The following is a 20,712-nucleotide window of genomic DNA, read 5'->3' as shown; positions in this document are numbered from 1 at the left end:
AGTCCCCGCTCCTGCACGAGCGAGCGGGGAAACGTTGACCGGGCCGGGGAGAACGGTCAACTCGTCGGATTGTGATCGTGGCGCGCGCAACCGTCTGTGCGACAACTCACCCTTGCAACCGGCAAGCGCCAGTGTCGATCGCACTCGGCGACAGCGACGCTTGCACCTTTCGTCGGCGAATTCCGTTGTTTCCCTCCGCGCGGCACGCGCCGCGTCCGCGATGTGCCGGCGCGTCCGGATGCGCGCTGCACCGCGTGAATCTTGTGTGAATTTCGCTCGTGGGAATAAATTCCGGACGCACGGTGCCGTTATTCTCGGAATGATCGCGAACGCGTCGACGAGCGCGGCGCGGCGGCGATCGCGCGTTAGCTGCTCGTGTGACCTCTGTCGCCGCATTCCGCTGCGGACGGAGGCCGCCGCACTGCGACAGTCGAGCTATAGAAATCACCGCAATACGATGCAAACCATGACACTCGCTCAGGCACAACACGACGGCGTCGACGTCTGGATCGTTCCGTTGCCCGGACACGCCGCCTACGCCTATACGCACCTCAAGCGGGTATTCGGATCCGACGACTCGCGACATCGCGTCGTGACCATCGACCTGCGTCGGCTGCTCGCGTGCGCGGACCGCGACACGACCGATTACGTGCTGCCGTCCGTTCAGGACTGGCCGCCCGGCAAGGCGGCCGGCATTCGCGAATTTCTCGACCCGGACAAGGCGCGGATTCCGGACATGCCGTTCATCACGTTCCGCGAGACGCGGCCGCGGACGCTGCTCGGCATCCCGAGTCTGTCGAAGACCGGCGTTGCGTCGTTCCGGAACGGGCAGCATCGCGCGCGCTATCTGGCGCACGCGGGCGCGACGCGCGTGCCGGTGGAGGTGCATGAGACGGAAGCGGATTTGCTCGCGCGCTATTGCGGTATGTGACGTTCGATCGGGTCGGTAGTGGCGGCCGGTTCGATCTCGACGTCCTGGAGCACGGCACGACGACGTTGTGCCGTTGGCCTCAGTCGGTCGTGACCGATCTGCGCGGGACCGACAGACTGATGCCGAAGCCCCGCGACGGTAAAGGCTCCGCGACGCTCGTGCCGCCAAGCCGTCGCACGCGATCGCGAATGCCGGCGAGCCCCGACGAGTGAACCGCAGCCGGCGGGCGCTCGGTTGACGGGGCCGGCTCGCCGTCGTCCTCGATCGACAGGTCGCATTGCGATTCCGTGCAACGGAATGCGATCCGGACTTCGGTCGGATTCCATGCGTGCCGCGCAATGTTCGTGAGCGCCTCCTGGACGATGCGGAACAACGCCGTCGACGCGGCGTCCGTGAATCTCACATCGCAACGCTCTGTGTGGAACAGCACCCGCAAGCCGGAGCGTTGCCGAAAGTCGTCCACCAGCCACTCGAGCGCGGGAAGCAGGCCGAGATCGTCCAGGATCGCCGGCCGCAAGCCGGCCGACAAGCGCCGCACCGACAGGATCGCGCGGTCGAGCGCGGCGCGCATGCTGTCGGCGAGCTGGGCCGCTTGGGCACTCGGCGTCGCGTCATCCTGCGTCACGAGCCTGTTCAGGCCCATCTTCAGCGCCGTCAGTTGTTGGCCGAGGTCGTCGTGCAGTTCTCGCGAGATCCGCTTCTTTTCTTCCTCGCGGGCCGTCTCGATACGCGACGCGAGTTCGCTTGCGTACTCCAGTTGCTTCAGGCGATTACGCTCGGTCATGTCGCGCGTGACTTTCGCGAAGCCCAGCAATTTGCCGGCCGGACCGTAGACCGCCGTAATCACGACGTTGGCCCAGAAACGCGATCCGTCTTTGCGCAGCCGCCAGCCCTCGTCCTCCACCCGGCCCTGTGCGGCCGCGGTCGCCAGTTCCCTCTCCGGCTTGCGCGCCGCGATGTCTTCCGCCGGATAGAAACGCGACACGTGGTGGCCGATGATCTCCGCCGGTTCGAAACCTTTGAGCCGCTTCGCACCGGCGTTCCAGCTGGTGATGTGACCGTCCGGGTCGAGCATGAAAACGGCATCCTCGACCGCGTCCATCAGCAAACGCAAGCGCTCTTCGCTCTGACGCAGTCTCTCTTCATTGCTGCGGCGCTCGGTCAGGTCGCGCGTGACTTTCGCGAAGCCGACCAGCATGCCGTCGCGGTCTCGCAGCGGCGTAATGACGACGTTGGCCCAGAACCTCGAACCATCGCGGCGTATGCGCCACCCTTCGTCCTCCCAGCGTCCGAGCGTGACGGCGCGAGCGAGTTCTTCCGCCGGATAGCCGCGCTGTTGCGCGTCGGATGGGTAAAAGACCGAGAAGTGCTGGCCGATGATTTCGTCGGCGCGATAGCCTTTGATACGCTCCGCGCCGGCGTTCCAGCTGGCGACATGCCCGGTCGGGTCCAGCAGAAAAATCGCATAGTCGCGGATTGCGTCGACCAGCGAGCGGTAGCGCTCCTCCGCTGAAACCATGGCGATCGCCTCGCTCGGGTGCCCGCCGTTCGGTCCGTTTTCGGCATATTCCAAGGCGCTCGTTCCTCCATAAACCTTGTGTCGGATATCGACAGAATAAACCGCGGTCGAATTGGCGGTGATATTGCGGCGGTAATCATGCTGAAAATAGGGGCGCCAAAAGCGATCGTGCTGCTTCCCCGTTTGTGTCCATCAGAAAAAAATGCTGATTTGACACCTTCAGCCACCGACTGATCCAAGTCAACACCGGCATACTGATTTAGCATCAAATTAGTTAACAAAACAAATAACCTTGAACCAGACCGTAGGTAGCGGGCTCGGCTATGCGATGGGCCGCTTGCGATGCCCGCGGCCGACTGACATGATCGACTCGCAAGCGCACCTTAGGCGCATGTGCGTGCAGCGAAATCTGCTAGTCGCAATGGAAAGACTAAATCAAACAAGAAACGAGGAAGACCATGAAACATATTGGCCCTGTGCTGCTTGTCGTTGCAGCTCTCGCGGGATGTAATTCGAAGCAGGACAACACTCATTCGGCAACCACAACGGCGGCACCTGCCGCGGCCAGTGACACTGCCCCGGCCTCTCAGGTTTCTCCGACGCAAACGACCACCACTGCCCCGCCCGCGCCTCGGCATAATTACGCCATCAATCAGGACGGGACTTATGGTTACGAGCCGGGCCTAAGCGAAGATGATATTCGTGCCGGAAAGACGGCCAAGCCTTTGGTCATGATGCGATACGTCGGCCTTCGCGACGGCACGTACATCCTGCTGTTGATCGACGAAGATAATCCCAATTTCTCGACGCGCGTCGCGTGTCAAGCGCCCTGTGAATTCGCAAAATCGCAGACTATGGCCGGAGATATGGTGGTAAAGACGGAAACCATACGTGTTGCGCCGGGATCCCTGTTGAATGGAATGGTGGAAGATGCCGTAGCCGGGCAACTGATTCCGTTCGGCCAGAGAGCGCCAAGTCAGACCGTGAGCCAAGCTCCGGTCGGTGCAACATCGTCATCGCAAGTGCTGCAACCACCGACCACGACCACACCCGCCACCGACGCTCAGCATGACTCTGCCAACGGCCCCGTCCAGCAAACGAGCTTCGACTGCAGCAAGGCGAAGTCGATTCCAGAGTTTCTGATCTGTCACGATCCGGATTTGGCGGCAGCTGACCGCGACCTCGCCGACACGTACCGTCAGGCCAAGGAGGCCGCGGTAGACAAAACGGCGTTCAATAATAGAACGAGGCGGCAATGGAACTTTCGAGAAAAAAATTGCCGCGATAAAGACTGCCTGATGTCCTGGTATGCATATCAGAAGCGCGTGCTATCCAAGATTGCCCAGACCGGTGACGCGGCCGTTCAAGACAACTAGGACGGCGACCGCCGCGGGTCAAACTCCGCTCGATGAGGGACGCTGTCTGGGTTCGCCGCGGGTCCCGGGCCGGGTTCGGGTGGCTTGCGTCGGCTGACGCGCGCGGCTTCAACGGCGCGACGAGAAGCGACTGCTCGGCCGCGAGCCGTTTCCGGCAGCGCACCGCTGCCGCGCGACGGACTCGGCACTGGGAGCCGGCGCACGTATTCGTGACCCGGCAAAGGCGGACCCAGTGCGTTGCGGGATCGGCATGCGTCCGGCGACGGCTGCCCGCCCCTGCGACTTCACATAGCTCGTAAAGCGTTACCGCGCGCAATTCCCAATTCGGGAATGCCAAAACAAAAACGGCACTGTCCTGAAGGACAGTGCCGTTTTCAACAACTTGATACCGCTAGGAATTCTTTGGGGTGGCTGATGGGACTCGAACCCACGACAACAGGAATCACAATCCTGGACTCTACCAACTGAGCTACAGCCACCACTGATACTGCTTTGCGTCTTCGCTGTTTCGTTTCGTGTTCAGCAGCGAAGAACAAGATTATACGAACACTTTTCCATCTTGCAAAGCATTTTTTTCAAAATTTTCGATAGCGTCGTTCAGATGCGTGCGCGCCTCGTCGAACACGCTCAGATCGCCGCGCGCGAGCTTCTTGTTGTCCGACAGCACGCGCCGCCAGCCACGTGCGCCCGCGACACCGCGATACAGGCCGAGCGCGTGCCGGACGATTGCGCCGAGATAGGTGCCGCGCTTCAACTCCGCCGCGCAATATTCGATCAGCTTCGCCTCGGCCTCTTCGCGCGTCGGCGCTGGCGCGGTCGATCCGTAAAAGCGCGCATCGACGCCCGCGAGCACGTACGGGTTGTGATACGCCTCGCGGCCGAGCATCACGCCGTCCACGTGCTCGAGATGCTCCGCCACCTCGTCGAGCGTCTTGATCCCGCCGTTGATCACGATCTCCAGCGCCGGGAAATCGCGCTTCAGCCGATACGCATAGTCGTACTTGAGCGGCGGGATCTCGCGGTTCTCCTTCGGCGACAGCCCTTTCAGAATCGCATTGCGGGCATGCACGATGAACGTGTCGCAGCCTGCCTGCGCAACCGTGCCGACGAAGTCGCGCACAAATGCATAGTCCTCCACTGCGTCGACCCCGATCCGGTGCTTGACCGTCACGGGCACCGACACCGCATCGCGCATCGCCTTCACGCAGTCGGCGACGAGTTGCGGCTCGTTCATCAGGCACGCACCGAATGCGCCGCGCTGCACGCGCTCGGACGGGCACCCGCAATTCAGGTTGATCTCGTCGTAGCCCCACTGCTCGCCGAGCTTCGCGGCGCGGGCGAGATCGTCCGGTTCGCTGCCGCCGAGTTGCAGCGCGACCGGCGATTCGTTCGGCGTGAACGCGAGATGCCGCTGCGCGTCGCCGAACAGCAGCGCGCCCGTCGTGATCATTTCCGTATACAGCCACGTGTCGCGCGTCAGCGTGCGATGGAACGAGCGGCAATGACGATCGGTCCAGTCGAGCATGGGCGCCACGGAAACGCGGCGGGGAGGAAGCGTAGACGGTGCGGACATGGAATTCGGGGCAGCAAGCAGCGCGAAAGGCAACCCGTGATTTTACCGCAACGCGGGCCGCACGGCCGCGCCGGCCACCGTAACGAGGCTACGCGGCCGCGCCGCCGCCCAGTTCGACGTCCACCGCGCGCCGCGCCTCGTCGAGCACGCGCTCGATCACACGTCGTTCGGTCAGCAGCATCCCGTCGACTTTCACGAGCCGCCAGTCGATCCGCACGACGGCGTCCTGCAGCACGCGGTAGTGCGCGTGCTCGCCGTCCCACACCTGCTCGGTCTTCACCTCGATCTCATAGCCTCGGTACGGCTCGCTGAAATCGCCGAGATCGCTGCCCGTCGGTTCCATCGCTGGCTCCGTCGCGCCACGGCGCCTGGCCGCCGCGGCGGCCGGCGACGCGCGCTCAATCGTATTCGTTGGACAAAACGGATCGGCCGTCGGCGGTCAGATCGACGCGCCCGGCTGCCGCCTGGTAGATCAGCCCTTCGTTCAGCAACGCATACACCACGTCGTCGAACGCGGCGGGCACCGGCCGGCTGTCGCCGAACTGGTCGATCCACTTCAGCGCCTCGATGGCTTCGGGAGAAAGGATGGGGGTCATGCGTTGGCCTCCGGCATCGGTGTCGCTCCATCCTAGCACTTCGTCCGGACGGCGAATACCGAGGCAAACGCGGGCTGAACCCGCCGCCCGCCGCCGCGCGGACGGGCAACCGCCCCACCCGCGCGCCGGCACGGCAAACCGGCTCAGAGGCGCGCGATCGACACCTCGGTCGACTTGACGAGCGCAACGACTTCCGCGCCGACCTTCAGTTCGAGTTCGTCGACCGAGCGCGTGGTGATCACCGACGTGACGATGCCGAACGGCGTCTCGACGTCGACTTCCGACACCACCGGCCCGCGGATGATCTCCTTCACCTTGCCTTTGAACTGGTTACGTACGTTGATTGCAGTGATGCTCATCGGGTAATCGCTCCGAATGGAAAGTCCAGGGACGGGCGGCCTCAGCCGCCCGCGTTTAAACGGCCCAGCGAATCTGCGCGGCCGGTCGTACGTAATCGTCGTCGCGTGCCGCGTGCGGATCGGCACCGCCCGGCCCGCCGGCGAGCACGCGTTGCAGCACGCGGTCCTCGAGCGCCGCGAACGCCGCCGACGCGCGCGCACGCGGCCGCTCGAGCGGCACGGGCTGATCGAGCGCGACGCGCCCCTGCTCGATCAGCAGGATCCGGTCGCCGAGCGCGACGGCTTCCTGCACGTCGTGCGTGACGAGCAGCGCGGTGAACCGGTGCTCGCGCCACAAGCGCTCGATCAGCGCATGCATTTCGATGCGGGTGAGCGCGTCGAGCGCGCCGAGCGGCTCGTCGAGCAGCAGCAACTGCGGCCGGTGCACGAGCGCACGGGCCAGCGCGACGCGTTGCCGCTGGCCGCCCGACAGCTGGGCCGGCCAGTCGTTCGCGCGCTCCAGCAGTCCGACTTCGTCGAGCACCGCACGCGCCCGCTCGCGCGCCTCTCGGCCGCGGCCGAGGCCAAGCATCACGTTCTGCAGCACGGTCTTCCACGGCAGCAGGCGCGCGTCCTGGTACATGATCCGCGTGTCGAGCGCGCCGCCGCCGTCGCCGTGCGTCGCGAGCGTGCCGCTGCTCGGCGCGTCGAGCCCCGCGACGAGACGCAGCAGCGTCGATTTCCCGCAGCCGCTGCGACCGACGATCGCCACGAAGCTGCCGCGCGCGATGCCGAGTTCGACGTCATCGAGCACGGTGCGCGCACCGAACCGCTTGCTGACGCCCGACAGCCTCACCGCATCGTCCCGTGACGGATTGCCCGCGCGGCGCGGCGCGATCGGGACCACCGATGCGCGGCCGTCCCGCTCGGCGAGCGCCGCGTCGCGCGCGTCATCGTCGGTCACGCGCGCGTGTGCCAGCTCGGCCTCGAGGTCTGCGCCGGCGAGCGCGCCGTAGGCCGCCGCCGAAGTCGTCGCATTCATGCCTTTGCTCCGGGTTGATAAGCGGGGTGCCAGCGCAGCGTCACGCGCTCGATCCATTTCGCGAGCACGTCGGCCAGCTTGCCGAGCACCGCGTACAGCAGGATGCCGACCACCACCACATCGGTTTGCAGGAATTCGCGCGCGTTCATCGTCATGTAGCCGATGCCCGATTGCGCGGAGATCGTTTCCGCGACGATCAGCATCACCCACATCAGCCCGAGCGCGAAGCGCACGCCCACGAGGATCGACGGCAATGCGCCGGGCAGGATCACGTCGCGATACAGCGCGAAGCCGCGCACGCCGTAGCTCTTCGCCATCTCGATCAGGTTCGCGTCGACCGAGCGGATCCCGTGATACGTGTTGATGTAGATCGGGAAGAACACGCCGAGCGCGACGAGGAACAGCTTCGCCTTCTCGTCGATGCCGAACCACAGGATCACGAGCGGAATCATCGCGAGCGCCGGGATGTTGCGGATCATCTGGATCGTCGAATCGAGCGCGACCTCCGCCGCCTTCGACAGACCGGTCGCGAGGCCGAGCGCCAGGCCGACGCCGCCGCCGATCGCGAAGCCGAACAGCGCGCGCCACGTGCTGACCTTGACGTTCGCCCACATTTCGCCCGACGTCACGAGCGACCATGCGGCGCGCACCACCGCCACCGGTTCGGGCAGCACGCGGGTCGACAGCCAGCCGGCGCGCGCGCCGATCTCCCACCCGGCCAACAGCGCGAGCGGCACGAGCCACGGCGCGACGCCGCGCCACGCGCGGGCGGCGACGGCGGCGGTCACGGAGGTTTTCGTTGTCATCGCCAGCCTCCTTCGTTCAACTTTGGCTCGCCTTCGGCAGATAGTTGTTGCCGACGATCTCGCCGAACGGCCCGGACAGCGGACCGGACGCCCGCTTCGCGCCGCCGCTCTTGATCAGCGGGAACACGAGTTCCGCGAAACGGTACGACTCCTCGAGATGCGGATAGCCGGACAGGATGAACGTCTCGATGCCGAGATCCGCGTATTCGCGCATGCGTTCCGCGACCTGCTGCGGATTGCCGACGAGCGCCGTTCCCGCGCCGCCGCGCACGAGACCGACGCCGGCCCACAGGTTCGGATACACCTCGAGCGTGTCGCGGCCGCCGCGCTTGCCGCCGTGCAGCGCGGCCATCCGGCGTTGGCCTTCCGAATCCATGTTCGCGAACACCTGCTGCGCGCGGGCGATCGTTTCGTCGTCGAGACGGCTGATCAGGCGCTCCGCGTCGCGCCACGCTTCGTCCTCGGTCTCGCGCACGATCACGTGCAGGCGGATGCCGAACTTGATCTTGCGGCCGCGCGCGTCGGCGCGGGCGCGGATGTCGGCGATCTTCTTCGCGACGGCCTCGGGTGGCTCGCCCCAGGTCAGATAGGTGTCGATGTGGTCGGCTGCGATCGCATGCGCGGCCGGCGACGAGCCACCGAACCACAGCGGCGGATGCGGCCGTTGCACGGGCGGATACAGCGCCTTGCCGCCCTTCGACTGCAGATGCTTGCCGATATAGTCGAAGCCGCCGTTGTCGTGGGACGCGGTGAGCAGCCCACGCCAGATGTTCAGGAAGTCGTCGGTGATTTCGTAGCGCGTGTCGTGATCGGCGAACAGGCCGTCGCCTTCGAGCTCGGCGGAGTCGCCGCCCGTCACGACGTTGATCAGCAGCCGGCCGCCCGACAGCCGGTCGAACGTCGCGGCCATCCGCGCCGACAGCCCCGGCGACGCGATGCCGGGACGGATCGCGACGAGGAACTTCAGACGCTGCGTCGCCGGGATCAGGCTCGACGCGACGACCCACGCATCCTCGCAGGAACGGCCCGTGGGCAGCAGCACGCCTTCGTAGCCGAGCGTATCGGCGGCGACGGCGATCTGCTTGAAATAGTCGTAGTCCGCTGCGCGCGCGCCTTCGGTCGTGCCGAGGTATCGGCTGTCGCCGTGCGTGGGAATAAACCAGAAAACGTTCATCTGCTGCTCCTGCTTGACTGTTCGTGCCGGAATTCGGACAAAAGGCGCCCCTGCATGCATCGCGATTACGCGGCGCATGCATGGTGTGCATTCAAATCGGGATGGCTCGCCGGCCTGATCGTGCCGCTCGCGAGAGCGCCACTGCACGGCTGATTCCGGGAAATCAGTCTATGGATCGCTACAGGGCTTAGGAACGATTTTTTTGAGCTTAGGTTTTCCGCTTTCGTGATTAGCACGACGCTGCAGCGAATATCGCGTCGACCGGCCCCTATAATGACGGATCTCTCCGAACAACTTCGCGCGCCCGGCTTGCGTCGTGCACGCCTGCAATGCACTCATCGATGCAGAAACTGATCCTGCCGTTCCTGTCCGGCTTCCTGGCCGCCCTGTTCTTCCGCGAAGCGACGCTCGCGCTGCTGCATACGGCCGATCTGATCGCCGCCGCCGGCTTCTCGACGCAACCGTTCGCGCCGCTCGGTATTCCTGAATTCGTCGCGAACGCGCTGATCAGCGCGTGCTGTGCGGTGCCGATGGCGTGGCTGCTGCGCGTGTCGCCGGATCGCGAAGCACCGTGGATCGGCGCACTGGTATTCGGCGGCATCGTGTTGACCGCGGCACGCGTGTTCGCGATCGATCCGCTGCGCGGCATCTGGCCGTCGGGCAACATGATGCCCGTGCTCGCAGCCGGTTTCGCGACCAACGCGGTGTGGGGATTCGGCGCGCTCGTGTTCATGCGCGCGTTCATGTCGGACGACGCCGGCGACGAGTAAGCGCGCCCGTCCGCAGCGCGGACGGCGTTGCGGCCGCGACGCGGCCGAACCGCTATCCGCAACGCAAAGAGGCCGCGTGCACTCGCACGCGGCCTCTTTTGTTTTTGAAGCGATCGCGTGACGCTCGCGATCAGTCCTCGAGGTCGCGCAGCGGATGGGTGTCGGGCGGCCACGGGCTGTCGAACATCGCGACGACGTCCGCGCGATCGAGCGCGTCGATCGACTTGAAGCGCCACGCCGGCTGGTGGTCCTTGTCGACGATCAAGGCCCTGACGCCTTCGATCACGTCGCCGTGCGCGAACGTCGAGCGCGTGAGGTCGAGGTCGCGCCGCAGGCAATCGGCCATCGTCGCATCGCGCGCGCGCTCGACGACCTCGAGCGACACGGCCATCGACAGCGGCGACAACTGGCTGCGCATCGCATCGGCGGCCTGCGCGACCCATCCGTCGACGGCCGCGCCGTCGCGCGCCGCGTCGAGCGACGCGAGGATCGCGCCGAGGTCGGGCTGCGCGAAATGGCGGTCGATGCCGGCGCGCGCGGCGGCGAGCGCCGACGTATCGGGCGTCGGCACGACGCGGTGCGCGGCGGCCGCGTCGATCACGCATTGCACTGCGTGCGCGCCGCTGTCGAGGCGCGCGCTGCGCAGCGTATCGAGCAGCGCAGGCAGCGCCGCATCGGGCAGATAGACGTCGGCGAGCTGCGCGTACAACGCGCCGGCCGCATCGAGCGTCGCGCCCGTCACCGCGAGGTAGCGGCCGATCGCGCCGGGCGTGCGCGCGAGAAACCAGCTCATGCCGACGTCCGGGAACAGGCCGATGCGCGTCTCGGGCATCGCCATCTTGGTCGAATCGGTCACGACCCGCAGGCCGCCGGTATGGCGCGCGGCCTGCGAGATGCCCATGCCGCCGCCCATCACGACGCCGTGCATCAGCGCGATGTACGGTTTCGGATACGTGAAGATCGTATGGTTGAGCGTGTATTCGTCGATGAAGAACGTGTCGATCGCATCGCGCTCGCCGCGTTGCCATGCGTCGTGGAAGAAGCGCACGTCGCCGCCCGCGCAAAATGCGCGCGGATGCGGGCTGTGCACGACGACGGCGACAACGTCGGGATCGGCGCGCCACGCATCGAGCGCCTGCTGCATCAGACGGATCATCCCGACCGACAGCGCATTGAGCGCCTTCGGCCGGTTCAGTTCGAGATAGCCGATGCGGTTCGCGACGTACGCGCGCACATCGGGCTGAGGCGTGTCCGCGCCAGCGGGCCCGGAACGGGAAGTGGAATCGGTCATGTGAGTCATCCGGCGTATCGCGGGCGCACGCTCAGTGCGCCTGCATCTTCGAGAACAGGTTCAGTACCACGACGCCCGAGACGATCAGCCCGAGGCCGATCACCGCCGGTACGTCGGGCACCTGGCGATACAGCAGCATCGCGACGAGCGTGATCAGCACGATGCCGGCGCCGGACCACACCGCGTAGATGATGCCGACGGGCATCGTGCGCAGCGTCAGCGACAGGCAGTAGAACGCGATCCCGTAGCCCGCGACGACCAGCGCCGACGGCCAGAAGCGCGTGAAGCCGTCGGCCGCGCGCAGCGCGGATGTGCCGACCACTTCCGCGACGATCGCGATCGCGAGCCATGCGTAACCGGGCAGCTGCATGGGTCAGCTCCTTTCGAGTGCCAGCACCGCATAGTCGTGTCCGAGTTCGGCGCACAGCGCTTCGACGACGAACTCGTGATCCGCGCGCTGCGGCAACCCCGATGCGGTGATCGAGCCGATCACGCCGGCCCCGGCGACGGTCAGCGGAAACGAGCCGCCGTGCGGCGAATATTCGGAGATCGGCAGCCCGTGCTTGTCCGCGAGCGTTGCGCCGGCCTGCTGCATGCGCAGGCCGATCGCATACGAGCTGCGGCGAAAATGCGCGACCACGGCGCGCTTGCGACGCACCCAGTCCGCGTTGTCGGGCGTCGCGCCCGCAAGCACCGCAAAGAACAGCGGCTGACCGAACGTCGCGATGTCGATCGCGATCGCATGGCCGCGTGCCGTCGCGAGCGCATGCATGCGGTTGCCGAGCGACCATGCGCGCGCGGGGTCGAATTGGGGAAACACGAGCGCCTGTTCCTGCGCGCCGATCGATTGCAGATCGTGAGCGATGTCCATGAATCCGTCGAGGCAGTAGTGAGGGTTGCAACGGCGACGATGCGAGATGCGCACGGCCGCGCTGCGGTATGAATGACACGAGCAAACCGAGCGATTCTAGCGCACGCGCCCGAACCTCCGCCCTGCGCGGCCCGCGATGGGCCGTGCAGCACGATTGTCAGAAAGTGCTTGCATGCATTTGGGGAAGTCCATATAATTCAATTCTTCGACGGACGCGGGGTGGAGCAGTCTGGCAGCTCGTCGGGCTCATAACCCGAAGGTCGTAGGTTCAAATCCTACCCCCGCAACCAACGTCCCGATTCATGCAAAAAGCCCGGCTCTGCGCCGGGCTTTTTGTTTTTCCGCGCCTGGTTTCTTGCATCGCTCGTCGCGCGCACCGCGGTACACCGCGCACACGCGCCGGCGTTCGAGAATGCGCGGCCCCGGTGATACACTCGCATCACCTCGTCCCTTCCACTCGACATGAAATTCTGCTCCGTCTGCGGCCACGAAGTCATCGCGCGCATTCCTCAGGGTGACAACCGCGAGCGCTTCGTTTGCGATCACTGCGGCACGATCCATTACCAGAATCCGCGCAACGTGGTCGGCACGGTGCCGGTCTGGGGCGATCAGGTGCTGCTGTGCCGCCGCGCGATCGAACCGCGCTACGGGTTCTGGACGCTGCCCGCGGGCTTCATGGAAATGGGCGAGACGACGGCCGAGGCCGCCGCACGCGAAACGCTCGAGGAAGCCGGCGCGCGCGTCGAGATACAGAACCTGTTCACGCTGCTCAACGTGCCGCACGTGCACCAGGTCCACCTGTTCTATCTGGCGCGGCTCATCGATCCCGACTACGAGGCCGGCGAGGAAAGCCTCGAAGTGAAGCTGTTCGACGAAGCCGACATCCCGTGGGACGAGATCGCGTTCCCGACCGTCAGCCAGACGCTGCGTTTCTTCTTCGCCGATCGCGCCGCCGGCGACTACGGCGTGCATACCGGCGATATCTTCCGCTCGCTGCGCACCGGCTGAGCCCGCGCCCCATGGTCCCCTGGCTCGACCCGGACGATCCGTTTCCGCCCGTCGAACGCGCGCTCGGGCCCGCGACCGGCGCGCCTGGGCTGCTCGCCGCGAGCGCCGACCTGCTGCCGTCGCGGCTGATCGACGCTTACCTGCGCGGCATCTTCCCGTGGTACTCGGACGGCCAGCCGGTGCTGTGGTGGAGCCCCGATCCGCGGATGATTCTCGCGCCGGCGGAATTCAAGGTGTCGCCGTCGCTGCGCAAGACGCTCAAGCGCGTGCTGCGCGACGCCGCATGGGAAGTGCGCGTCGATCACGATTTTGCCGGCGTGATGCGCGCCTGCGCGCAGGCGCCGCGCCGCGGTCAGCGCGGCACGTGGATCACCGCGGAGATCATCGACGCGTACACGTCGCTCCACCGCTCGGGCAACGCGCACAGCATCGAGACGTGGCACGACGGCCGGCGGGTGGGCGGCCTCTACGGCGTCGCGTTCGGACGGATGTTCTTCGGCGAATCGATGTACGCGGATGCCACCGACGCATCGAAAATCGCGCTGGCGACGCTGGTCGCGCACCTTCGCGACCAGGGGCTGGAAATGATAGACTGCCAGCAGAATACGTCGCATCTAGCGTCGCTCGGCGGCCGCGAGATCGCACGCAAGGCCTTTGTCGCTCACGTGCGCCGCGCGGTGGCCGAACCGCCGATTCCGTGGCAGTTCGACAAGCGCGCGCTCGCCGCGCTGACGGGCCCCGCCGGAGCGGCGGCCCCTCGTGGGATCGAGCGCTAGCGCGGCACTCCTTCCCTGCATCGAGAGCTGCCCATGACTCACCCGACTGAGCTGCCGCTTTCACCGCTTTCGGCGTTGCAATTCTATGCAACGGCGCCTTATCCGTGCAGCTATCTGGACGGTCGCATCGCGCGCTCGCAAGTCGCGACGCCGAGCCACCTGATCAACTCCGACATCTATACCGAACTCGTGAAGGCCGGCTTTCGCCGCTCGGGCGTGTTCACCTATCGGCCGTACTGCGACGGCTGTCGCGCGTGCGTGCCGGTGCGCGTGCCGGTGCGCGCGTTCACGCCGTCGCGCACGCAGCGCCGGATGTGGAAGCGCCACCGCGCACTGGTGGCGACGGTCTCGCCGCTGCACTACGACGAAGAGCACTACGCGCTCTACATGCGCTACCAGTCGGCGCGTCATGCGGGCGGCGGCATGGACCGCGACAGCCGCGACCAGTACGAGCAGTTCCTGCTGCAAAGCCGGATCAACTCGCGGCTCGTCGAATTCCGCGACCTCGACGCGTCGGGCGGCGAGCCCGGCAAGCTGCGCATGGTCAGCATGATCGACATCCTCGGCGACGGGCTGTCGTCGGTCTACACGTTCTTCGAGCCGGACGACGCGCACACGAGCTACGGCACCTACAACATCCTGTGGCAGATCGAGCAGGCGCGAAGCCTCGGGCTGCCGTACGTGTATCTCGGCTACTGGATCCGCGAAAGCCCGAAGATGGCGTACAAGGCGAACTTCCATCCGCTCGAAGGCTTGCTCGACGGACGCTGGAAGACGCTCGATCCGGCCCGCGTCGACCTGCCGCCCGTCGACGCCGCGCTCGCCCGCGCGCCGCTGCCGGGCGGGCATTCCGGCGCAGGCTGAGGACGGCGCGCGCTCGCGCGCCTTCACTCTCCCCTTTGCCCGCGCACCGCGCCGCGCCGCCGCGCAACGGAGACGCCTACGAAGCGAAGCGCGCCCTTGCCGCGCAACTCCCGGTAAAATAGCGGGTTGTCATCCATTTCGGCCGTCCGCCCAATTCCCGTGTTCAGTTCCCTCTACCCGCTGGCCCGCGCATCCCTGTTCAAGATGGATGCGGAAGACGCTCATCACCTCACGCTGCGCGCGCTCGGCGCGGCCGGCCGCACGGGCCTCGCGTGCGCGCTGTCGGCCCGCGTGCCCGATGCGCCGCGCACCGTGATGGGGCTCACGTTCCGCAACCCGGTCGGCCTCGCGGCGGGCCTCGACAAGGACGGCGCGGCCATCGACGGCCTCGCCGCGCTCGGCTTCGGCTTCATCGAGGTCGGCACGGTCACGCCGCGGCCGCAGCCGGGCAATCCGCGCCCGCGCATGTTCCGGCTGCCGCAGGCCGACGCGCTGATCAACCGGATGGGCTTCAACAACCACGGCGTCGACCAGTTCGTGAAGAACGTCCAGGCGGCCCGCTATCGCGGCGTGCTGGGTCTGAACATCGGCAAGAACGCCGACACGCCGATCGAGCGCGCGGCCGACGACTACCTGTACTGCCTCGAACGCGTGTATCCGTTCGCGAGCTACGTGACGATCAACATCTCGTCGCCGAACACGAAGAACCTGCGCCAGCTGCAAGGCGCCGGCGAGCTCGACGCGCTGCTCGCCGCGCTGAAGGACAAGCAGCAGCGGCTGGCCGACCTGCACGGCAAGCTGGTGCCGCTCGCGCTGAAGATCGCCCCCGATCTCGACGACGAGCAGGTCAAGGAAATCGCCGACACGCTGCTGCGCCACAAGATCGAAGCGGTCATCGCCACCAACACGACGCTGTCGCGCGCAGCCGTGCAAGGGCTGCCGCACGCGGACGAAGCCGGCGGGCTGTCGGGCCGGCCGGTCTTCGACGCCTCGAACGAAGTGATCCGCAAGCTGCACGCCGAACTCGGCAGCGCGGTGCCGATCATCGGCGTCGGCGGCATCTTCTCCGGCGACGACGCCCGCACGAAGCTCGCCGCCGGCGCGTCGCTGGTCCAGCTGTATACCGGCTTCATCTATCGCGGCCCGGCGCTCGTCGCCGAATGCGTGAAGGCAATCGCCGCCGAGCGCGCCGCGTAATATAGCCATAATCAAACGATATTTAGTAGCCGATTGCATTCTTGCTATGATCGGCGTCACTGTCCGAATCACGCCCGCTGGGGCAAGGAAGCTCACACGATGAAAATTTCGCTGCTGAAGAAGCTGCTGGTCGCCGGCCTGGTCGGCACGTCGTTCGCTGCTGCCACCGCGCACGCGGCCGACCTCCTCGACGAGGTCAAGCAACGCGGCACGCTGCGCGTCGGCCTCGAAGGCACGTTCCCCCCGTTCAACTCGAAGAGCCCGCAGGGCGAGCTCGTCGGCTTCGACGTCGACATCGCGAAGGCCGTCGCCGCGAAGCTCGGCGTGAAGGCCGAGTTCGTGACGACCGAATGGAGCGGGATCATCGCGGGCCTGCAGGCCGGCAAGTTCGACGTGATCGCCAACCAGGTCGGCATCACCGACAAGCGCAAGGAAACGCTCGACTTCTCGCCGGCATATACGTACTCGTCCGCGCAGCTGATCCAGCGCAAGGACGACACGCGCCAGTTCAAGTCGCTCGAGGATCTGAAGGGCAAGAAGCTCGGCGTCGCGCTCGGCACGAACTACATGGACATGGCGAAGTCGGTGCCCGGCATCGACGTGAAGACGTACCCGGGCGCGCCCGAGTATCTGCGCGACCTGGCGGCCGGCCGTCTCGACGCGGCGCTGAACGACCGTCTGATGCTCGCGTATCTGACGAAGAACTCGCAGCTGCCGCTGCGCCCGGGCGCGAACGTCGGCTCGGCGAACCCGTCGGGCATCCCGTTCAAGAAGGGCAACCCGAAGTTCCAGAAGGCGATCGACGACGCGATGACGCAACTCGAAGCCGACGGCACGTTCACGAAGATCTCGGACAAGTGGTTCGGCATCGACGTGACGAAGCCCGTCAAGTAAGCACGCCTCTGTTTCCCGCCTGACGGCGGGCTGGAATGGGCGGCATCCGAAACGATGCCGCCCTTTGTTTTATTCGTCCGGTTTATGATTGCGCTTTCGCGCACGCACTCGATTCGCCATCCATGTCGACAACGTCCCTGCTCGTCCAATCGCTGCCGGTGCTCGCCCAGGGCGCCGTGCTGACCGTCAAGTTCGCCGTGCTGTCGATGGTGTTCGGCCTGCTCGGCGCGGTCGTGCTCGCGATGATGGGCATCCGGCAAAGCGAAGCGCTCGAAGGCTTCGAACGGATCTGGGTCAACGCGCTCGCATGGCTCGCTCGCGGCTACGTGAGCCTGATGCGCGGCACGCCGCTGCTCGTGCAGATCTTCGTCATCTATTACGGGCTGCCGAGCCTCGGCATCTCGCTCGATCCGACGCCGGCCGGCGTCATCGCGCTGTCGGCGAACGTCGCGGCGTACATGTCGGAAAGCATGCGCGGCGCCATCAACGGGATCGCGCGCGGCCAGTGGCTGGCCGCCTACAGCCTCGGGCTGTCGTGGTCGCAGACGCTGCGCTACGTGATCGGTCCGCAGGCGCTGCGCATCGCGGTGCCGAGCCTGTCGAACAGCCTGATCAGCCTGATCAAGGACACGTCGCTCGTGTCGGTGATCACCGTCACCGAGCTCCTGCGCAGCGCGCAGGAAGTGATCGCGGCGACCTATCAGCCGCTGCCGTTGTATCTGGCCGCCGCGGCCGTGTACTGGGTGCTGTGCCAGATCCTCGAATGGGTCCAGCGCTGGTACGAGAAGCGCCTGTCGCTGCCCGGCCGGCACTGAACGCCGCGCTGCGCTTCGCGGCCGGCGCGGCCGGCCTGCTCTCTCCCTACTCGCCCGAATAGCGCACGCCGAGCGCCGCGCGTGCCGCATCGGTCATCGCGATCATCTGCCGCGAACGGTCGTGCGTCACGATCGGGCTCTCGAGCGCGCCCGCGCGCAGCAATTCGCAGAAATGCGCGGTTTCGTAATTGAGGCCGCCGCCTTCGACCGGCGCATCGAGTTCGACGGTGCGGCCGTCCGCGTAGCGGATCGTCGCGCGCGCCGGGTTCCACCACTTCTCGTGAATCGTCACGTGGCCGCCGGCCGCCGCCAGCAACGCGTCGCCGCGCCCCATCACGTCCAGCCCGCAAAAGAGCTGCGCGATGCCGCCGTTCGCGTGGCGGCTGTTCAGGCTCGCGAATACGTCGACACCGGTCGCACCGACGCGGCCGAGCGTCTGCACGTCGTGCACCGCGCCGAGCCAGTCGACCGCGAGAAACGCTTCGTAGATGCCGATGTCCAGCAACGCGCCGCCTGCGCGGTCGAGCCGATAGACGGAATGCTCGGCCGGCACCGTCGATGACGCGCAGCCCGCGCGCACGAGCCGGATCTCGCCGATCGGATCGTCATCGAGATGCGCGCGCAATCGTCGGTACAACGGAAAGAACGGCGGCTTCATCGCCTCCATGAAAAGCCGCCCCGCCACGCGTGCCGCGTCGAGCACGGCATCGAGCTGCGCTGCGTTCAGCGTCGCGGGTTTTTCGCACAGCACGGCCTTGCCGGCCGCGAGCGCGGCCTGCGCGTACTGCGCATGGCTGTCGTGGAGTGTCGCGATGTAGACGGCGTCGATATCGCTTGCCAGCAGTGCATCGAGGCTCGCGGCCGGCGTGCCGCCGCAGCTGTTGCAGAACGCGATGGCGGCGTCGGCGCGGCGCGCCCACACACCGCTGAGTACGGCGCCGGGCACGTGCGAGAGGCTTTGCGCGAAACGGTGGGCGATGCTGCCTGCGCCGACGATGCCGAAGCGCACCGGGCGGTCGTTCAAGTCGTTCATCGGATCTTCCGTGGCGGTCGTATGACGGTGGCCGGCGCACTGCCGGCCGGCCGTCATGATACGCGCACCGGCTCGCCGATGAACGACCCGTGCAGCGTCACGCCCGCACCGGCACGTCGACGGAGAAGTCGCGCGAGATCTCGTCGGCGCTGAAGTCGATCAGCGCGAGCGAGGCGGCCTCGGCCTCGCGCGGATCGCGTCGTTCGATCGCGTCGACGACGCGCGCATGGGCCTTCACCGCGATGTCGTGCGCACCTTCCTTCTGCACGACGCGCGGATTCACGAGCCGCACCGCGCCTCGCACGATCGCCGCCATCTGCTGGAAGAACTGGTTGCCGCTCGCCTGGACGATGCGCGTATGCAGCAGCTCGTCCGCGGTGTCGTAGTTCGGGTCGCCCGGCTGCAGCACCTTGAACGCCTCGAATGCCTCGCGAATGCCCGCGATGTCGACCGCCGTCGCGCGCACGGCCGCCTGGGCGGTGGCGCGCGGCTCGATCAGCATGCGGAATTCGATCACGTCGCGCATGAACTGCGGGTCGGGCTTCGCACGAAACCGCCAGCTCACGACGTCTTCATCGATCATCCGCCAATCGCGCATCGGCCGAACCCGCGTGCCGACTTTGGGACGCACGTCGAGCATGTCGCGCGCCAGCAACATCGACAATGCTTCGCGCATGACCGTGCGGCTGACGTCGAACTCTTTCGACAACACATCCTGCGGCGGCAAAATGCCGCCGTACTTGTCCTCGACGATACCCGCGACAAGTCCATCCATCACTTTAGCGACCAGTGACCGGTCTTTGCCCTGCTCCATGACACCTCCCCGTGCGTCTATTTGCGAATAACTGCTCCGCAGTTCCGCCGGCCCTGGTTACGACTGTTCTTATGATCTATAAGTTGATGAGTTCGGAGATATTTCGCTATCTGGTAAACACCTGACAGGGTTATCCCTCTTTTATATGGAGTGATTTATAAGGCCTCAAAAAAAGCCCGGGAAGCGCTCTGCGCTTGCCGGGCGGGCCATTGAACAATATTTAAACATGCAGTCCGTTACGACTCGTGACGCAACTACGGACTGCTTCTCATTCAGAAAAGATTAAGCGGGATAAATAATCGTTTCAACGCCGTTTTCCGTGCCGAGCAGGCACAGGTTCGCGCCGCGCTCGGCAAACAGGCCGACCGTCACGACGCCCGGCCACGCGTTCACCTTCGCCTCGAATGCGCGCGGCTCCGCGATCTGCAGCCCTTTGACGTCGATGATCTCGTTGCCGTTGTCGGTGATGTACGGCGCGCCGTCCTTCGTCACGCGCAGCACCGGCACCCCGCCGAGCGCGGCGACGCGCCGGCCGATCGCCGTGCGCGCCATCGGCACGACTTCGATCGGCAGCGGGAAGGCGCCGAGCACCGGCACGCGCTTGCTGCCGTCGGCGATGCAGACGAACGTATCGGCCACCGACGCGACGATCTTCTCGCGCGTCAGCGCACCGCCGCCGCCCTTGATCATCGCGCCGCTCGCGTCGATCTCGTCGGCGCCGTCGACGTACACCTGCAGCGCGTCGATCTCGTTCAGATCGAACACCTTGATGCCGTGCGATTTGAGCCGCTCGGTCGTCGCGACGGAGCTCGATACGGCGCCACGATAGCGCGACTTGACGGCCGCGAGCGCATCGATGAAGCAGTTGGCGGTCGAGCCGGTGCCGACGCCGATCACCGCGCCTTCGGGCACGTTCTGGATCACATAATCGGCGGCCGCCTGGCCGACCAGGCGTTTGAGTTCGTCTTGAGTCATGGTGGAAATGCTGCGGGATGGCGAAAAGGCGCCAGTTTACCGGACTCGG

The 20,712-nt window shown here is 66.1% G+C and carries 23 protein-coding genes and 2 tRNA genes; 10 read left to right on the top strand and 15 right to left on the bottom strand.

Annotation, left to right across the window (positions count from 1 at the left end; genetic code table 11):
• Window positions 1-466: 466 nt before the first annotated feature.
• Entirely contained in the window at window positions 467-931 is a 465-nt protein-coding gene (locus MYA_RS06865) for a plasmid fertility inhibition factor family protein (protein ID WP_011884706.1), read from the top strand.
• Between the two features lie 79 nt (window positions 932-1,010).
• Here MYA_RS06865 and MYA_RS06860 read toward each other — a convergent pair whose 3' ends face one another.
• Window positions 1,011-2,450 (bottom strand): PAS domain-containing sensor histidine kinase, encoded by a 1,440-nt coding sequence (locus tag MYA_RS06860; RefSeq protein WP_034193189.1) that lies wholly within the window; start codon window positions 2,448-2,450, stop codon window positions 1,011-1,013.
• A gap of 647 nt (window positions 2,451-3,097) precedes the next feature.
• On the opposite strand from MYA_RS06860, the gene MYA_RS06855 reads away from it, so the two are divergent.
• On the top strand, window positions 3,098-3,826 hold the full coding sequence (locus MYA_RS06855; RefSeq protein WP_041493960.1) for a lysozyme inhibitor LprI family protein: 729 nt from the start codon (window positions 3,098-3,100) through the stop codon (window positions 3,824-3,826).
• 403 nt (window positions 3,827-4,229) lie between these two features.
• Here the strand turns inward: MYA_RS06855 and MYA_RS06850 are convergent.
• The 8 genes from MYA_RS06850 to ssuD all read right to left on the bottom strand — a co-directional run bounded on the left by MYA_RS06850 (window position 4,230) and on the right by ssuD (window position 9,355).
• Window positions 4,230-4,305, bottom strand: a tRNA-His gene (locus MYA_RS06850).
• A 59-nt stretch (window positions 4,306-4,364) separates the two neighbouring features.
• Window positions 4,365-5,351, bottom strand: coding sequence for a tRNA dihydrouridine(20/20a) synthase DusA (gene dusA / locus MYA_RS06845; protein WP_014722972.1), 987 nt, complete (start codon window positions 5,349-5,351; stop codon window positions 4,365-4,367).
• A gap of 136 nt (window positions 5,352-5,487) precedes the next feature.
• On the bottom strand, window positions 5,488-5,742 hold the full coding sequence (locus MYA_RS06840; RefSeq protein ID WP_011884697.1) for a hypothetical protein: 255 nt from the start codon (window positions 5,740-5,742) through the stop codon (window positions 5,488-5,490).
• A gap of 55 nt (window positions 5,743-5,797) precedes the next feature.
• On the bottom strand, window positions 5,798-5,995 hold the full coding sequence (locus tag MYA_RS06835; protein ID WP_011884695.1) for a hypothetical protein: 198 nt from the start codon (window positions 5,993-5,995) through the stop codon (window positions 5,798-5,800).
• Between the two features lie 143 nt (window positions 5,996-6,138).
• Window positions 6,139-6,354, bottom strand: a complete 216-nt coding sequence (locus tag MYA_RS06830) for a TOBE domain-containing protein (RefSeq protein ID WP_006400187.1) — start codon at window positions 6,352-6,354, stop codon at window positions 6,139-6,141.
• Between the two features lie 55 nt (window positions 6,355-6,409).
• Complete coding sequence (locus MYA_RS06825) at window positions 6,410-7,375, bottom strand: ATP-binding cassette domain-containing protein (RefSeq protein WP_014722971.1); 966 nt, start codon at window positions 7,373-7,375, stop codon at window positions 6,410-6,412.
• Entirely contained in the window at window positions 7,372-8,181 is an 810-nt protein-coding gene (gene ssuC / locus MYA_RS06820; RefSeq protein WP_014722970.1) for an aliphatic sulfonate ABC transporter permease SsuC, read from the bottom strand. Before ssuC ends, MYA_RS06825 begins: the two co-directional genes overlap by 4 nt.
• 16 nt (window positions 8,182-8,197) lie before the next feature.
• Window positions 8,198-9,355: an FMNH2-dependent alkanesulfonate monooxygenase gene (gene ssuD, locus MYA_RS06815; protein WP_014722969.1), complete on the bottom strand. Its 1,158-nt coding sequence runs from the start codon at window positions 9,353-9,355 to the stop codon at window positions 8,198-8,200.
• 341 nt (window positions 9,356-9,696) lie between these two features.
• Between ssuD and MYA_RS06810 the strand changes: the two genes are divergently transcribed.
• On the top strand, window positions 9,697-10,125 hold the full coding sequence (locus MYA_RS06810; RefSeq protein WP_014722967.1) for a hypothetical protein: 429 nt from the start codon (window positions 9,697-9,699) through the stop codon (window positions 10,123-10,125).
• 130 nt (window positions 10,126-10,255) lie between these two features.
• On the opposite strand, the gene MYA_RS06805 is transcribed toward MYA_RS06810, so the two are convergent.
• From MYA_RS06805 to MYA_RS06795, 3 genes are read right to left on the bottom strand one after another with little or no spacing between them, the layout of a single operon-like run.
• The gene (locus MYA_RS06805) at window positions 10,256-11,416 is read right to left on the bottom strand and encodes an enoyl-CoA hydratase/isomerase family protein (protein ID WP_041493822.1); all 1,161 of its coding nucleotides are present in this window, start codon (window positions 11,414-11,416) and stop codon (window positions 10,256-10,258) included.
• A 31-nt stretch (window positions 11,417-11,447) separates the two neighbouring features.
• Window positions 11,448-11,780, bottom strand: coding sequence for a DMT family transporter (locus MYA_RS06800; protein ID WP_371464602.1), 333 nt, complete (start codon window positions 11,778-11,780; stop codon window positions 11,448-11,450).
• Window positions 11,781-11,789: 9 nt separating this feature from the next.
• Window positions 11,790-12,287, bottom strand: coding sequence for a heme-degrading domain-containing protein (locus MYA_RS06795; protein WP_014722965.1), 498 nt, complete (start codon window positions 12,285-12,287; stop codon window positions 11,790-11,792).
• Between the two features lie 213 nt (window positions 12,288-12,500).
• Between MYA_RS06795 and MYA_RS06790 the strand changes: the two genes are divergently transcribed.
• From MYA_RS06790 to MYA_RS06760, 7 genes are all read left to right on the top strand, one after another.
• Window positions 12,501-12,577 (top strand) — tRNA-Met (locus tag MYA_RS06790).
• A 172-nt stretch (window positions 12,578-12,749) separates the two neighbouring features.
• Entirely contained in the window at window positions 12,750-13,295 is a 546-nt protein-coding gene (locus MYA_RS06785; protein ID WP_011884676.1) for an NUDIX hydrolase, read from the top strand.
• A gap of 11 nt (window positions 13,296-13,306) precedes the next feature.
• The gene (aat, locus tag MYA_RS06780; RefSeq protein WP_014722964.1) at window positions 13,307-14,071 is read left to right on the top strand and encodes a leucyl/phenylalanyl-tRNA--protein transferase; all 765 of its coding nucleotides are present in this window, start codon (window positions 13,307-13,309) and stop codon (window positions 14,069-14,071) included.
• 33 nt (window positions 14,072-14,104) lie between these two features.
• Window positions 14,105-14,935: an arginyltransferase gene (locus MYA_RS06775; protein WP_011884672.1), complete on the top strand. Its 831-nt coding sequence runs from the start codon at window positions 14,105-14,107 to the stop codon at window positions 14,933-14,935.
• Window positions 14,936-15,094: 159 nt separating this feature from the next.
• Window positions 15,095-16,132 (top strand): quinone-dependent dihydroorotate dehydrogenase, encoded by a 1,038-nt coding sequence (locus tag MYA_RS06770; protein WP_034193041.1) that lies wholly within the window; start codon window positions 15,095-15,097, stop codon window positions 16,130-16,132.
• Between the two features lie 99 nt (window positions 16,133-16,231).
• Window positions 16,232-17,026, top strand: a complete 795-nt coding sequence (locus tag MYA_RS06765; RefSeq protein ID WP_011884668.1) for a cystine ABC transporter substrate-binding protein — start codon at window positions 16,232-16,234, stop codon at window positions 17,024-17,026.
• A gap of 122 nt (window positions 17,027-17,148) precedes the next feature.
• On the top strand, window positions 17,149-17,841 hold the full coding sequence (locus MYA_RS06760) for an amino acid ABC transporter permease (protein ID WP_041493821.1): 693 nt from the start codon (window positions 17,149-17,151) through the stop codon (window positions 17,839-17,841).
• A 46-nt stretch (window positions 17,842-17,887) separates the two neighbouring features.
• On the opposite strand, the gene MYA_RS06755 is transcribed toward MYA_RS06760, so the two are convergent.
• The 3 genes from MYA_RS06755 to rpiA form a co-directional block, all read right to left on the bottom strand.
• Window positions 17,888-18,874: a Gfo/Idh/MocA family protein gene (locus MYA_RS06755; RefSeq protein ID WP_014722961.1), complete on the bottom strand. Its 987-nt coding sequence runs from the start codon at window positions 18,872-18,874 to the stop codon at window positions 17,888-17,890.
• 97 nt (window positions 18,875-18,971) lie between these two features.
• Window positions 18,972-19,688 (bottom strand): FadR/GntR family transcriptional regulator, encoded by a 717-nt coding sequence (locus MYA_RS06750; protein WP_011884662.1) that lies wholly within the window; start codon window positions 19,686-19,688, stop codon window positions 18,972-18,974.
• Window positions 19,689-19,970: 282 nt separating this feature from the next.
• A complete protein-coding gene (rpiA, locus tag MYA_RS06745) occupies window positions 19,971-20,663 on the bottom strand; it encodes a ribose-5-phosphate isomerase RpiA (protein ID WP_011884660.1) in 693 nt (230 codons plus the stop codon).
• Window positions 20,664-20,712 lie beyond the last annotated feature (49 nt).

Origin of the sequence: Burkholderia sp. KJ006 (assembly GCF_000262695.1) — a bacterium.
Taxonomy (GTDB): Bacteria; Pseudomonadota; Gammaproteobacteria; order Burkholderiales; family Burkholderiaceae; genus Burkholderia; species Burkholderia vietnamiensis.
Note: the sequence above shows the minus strand (reverse complement) of the source record. Positions and strands in the feature narration are given on the sequence as shown.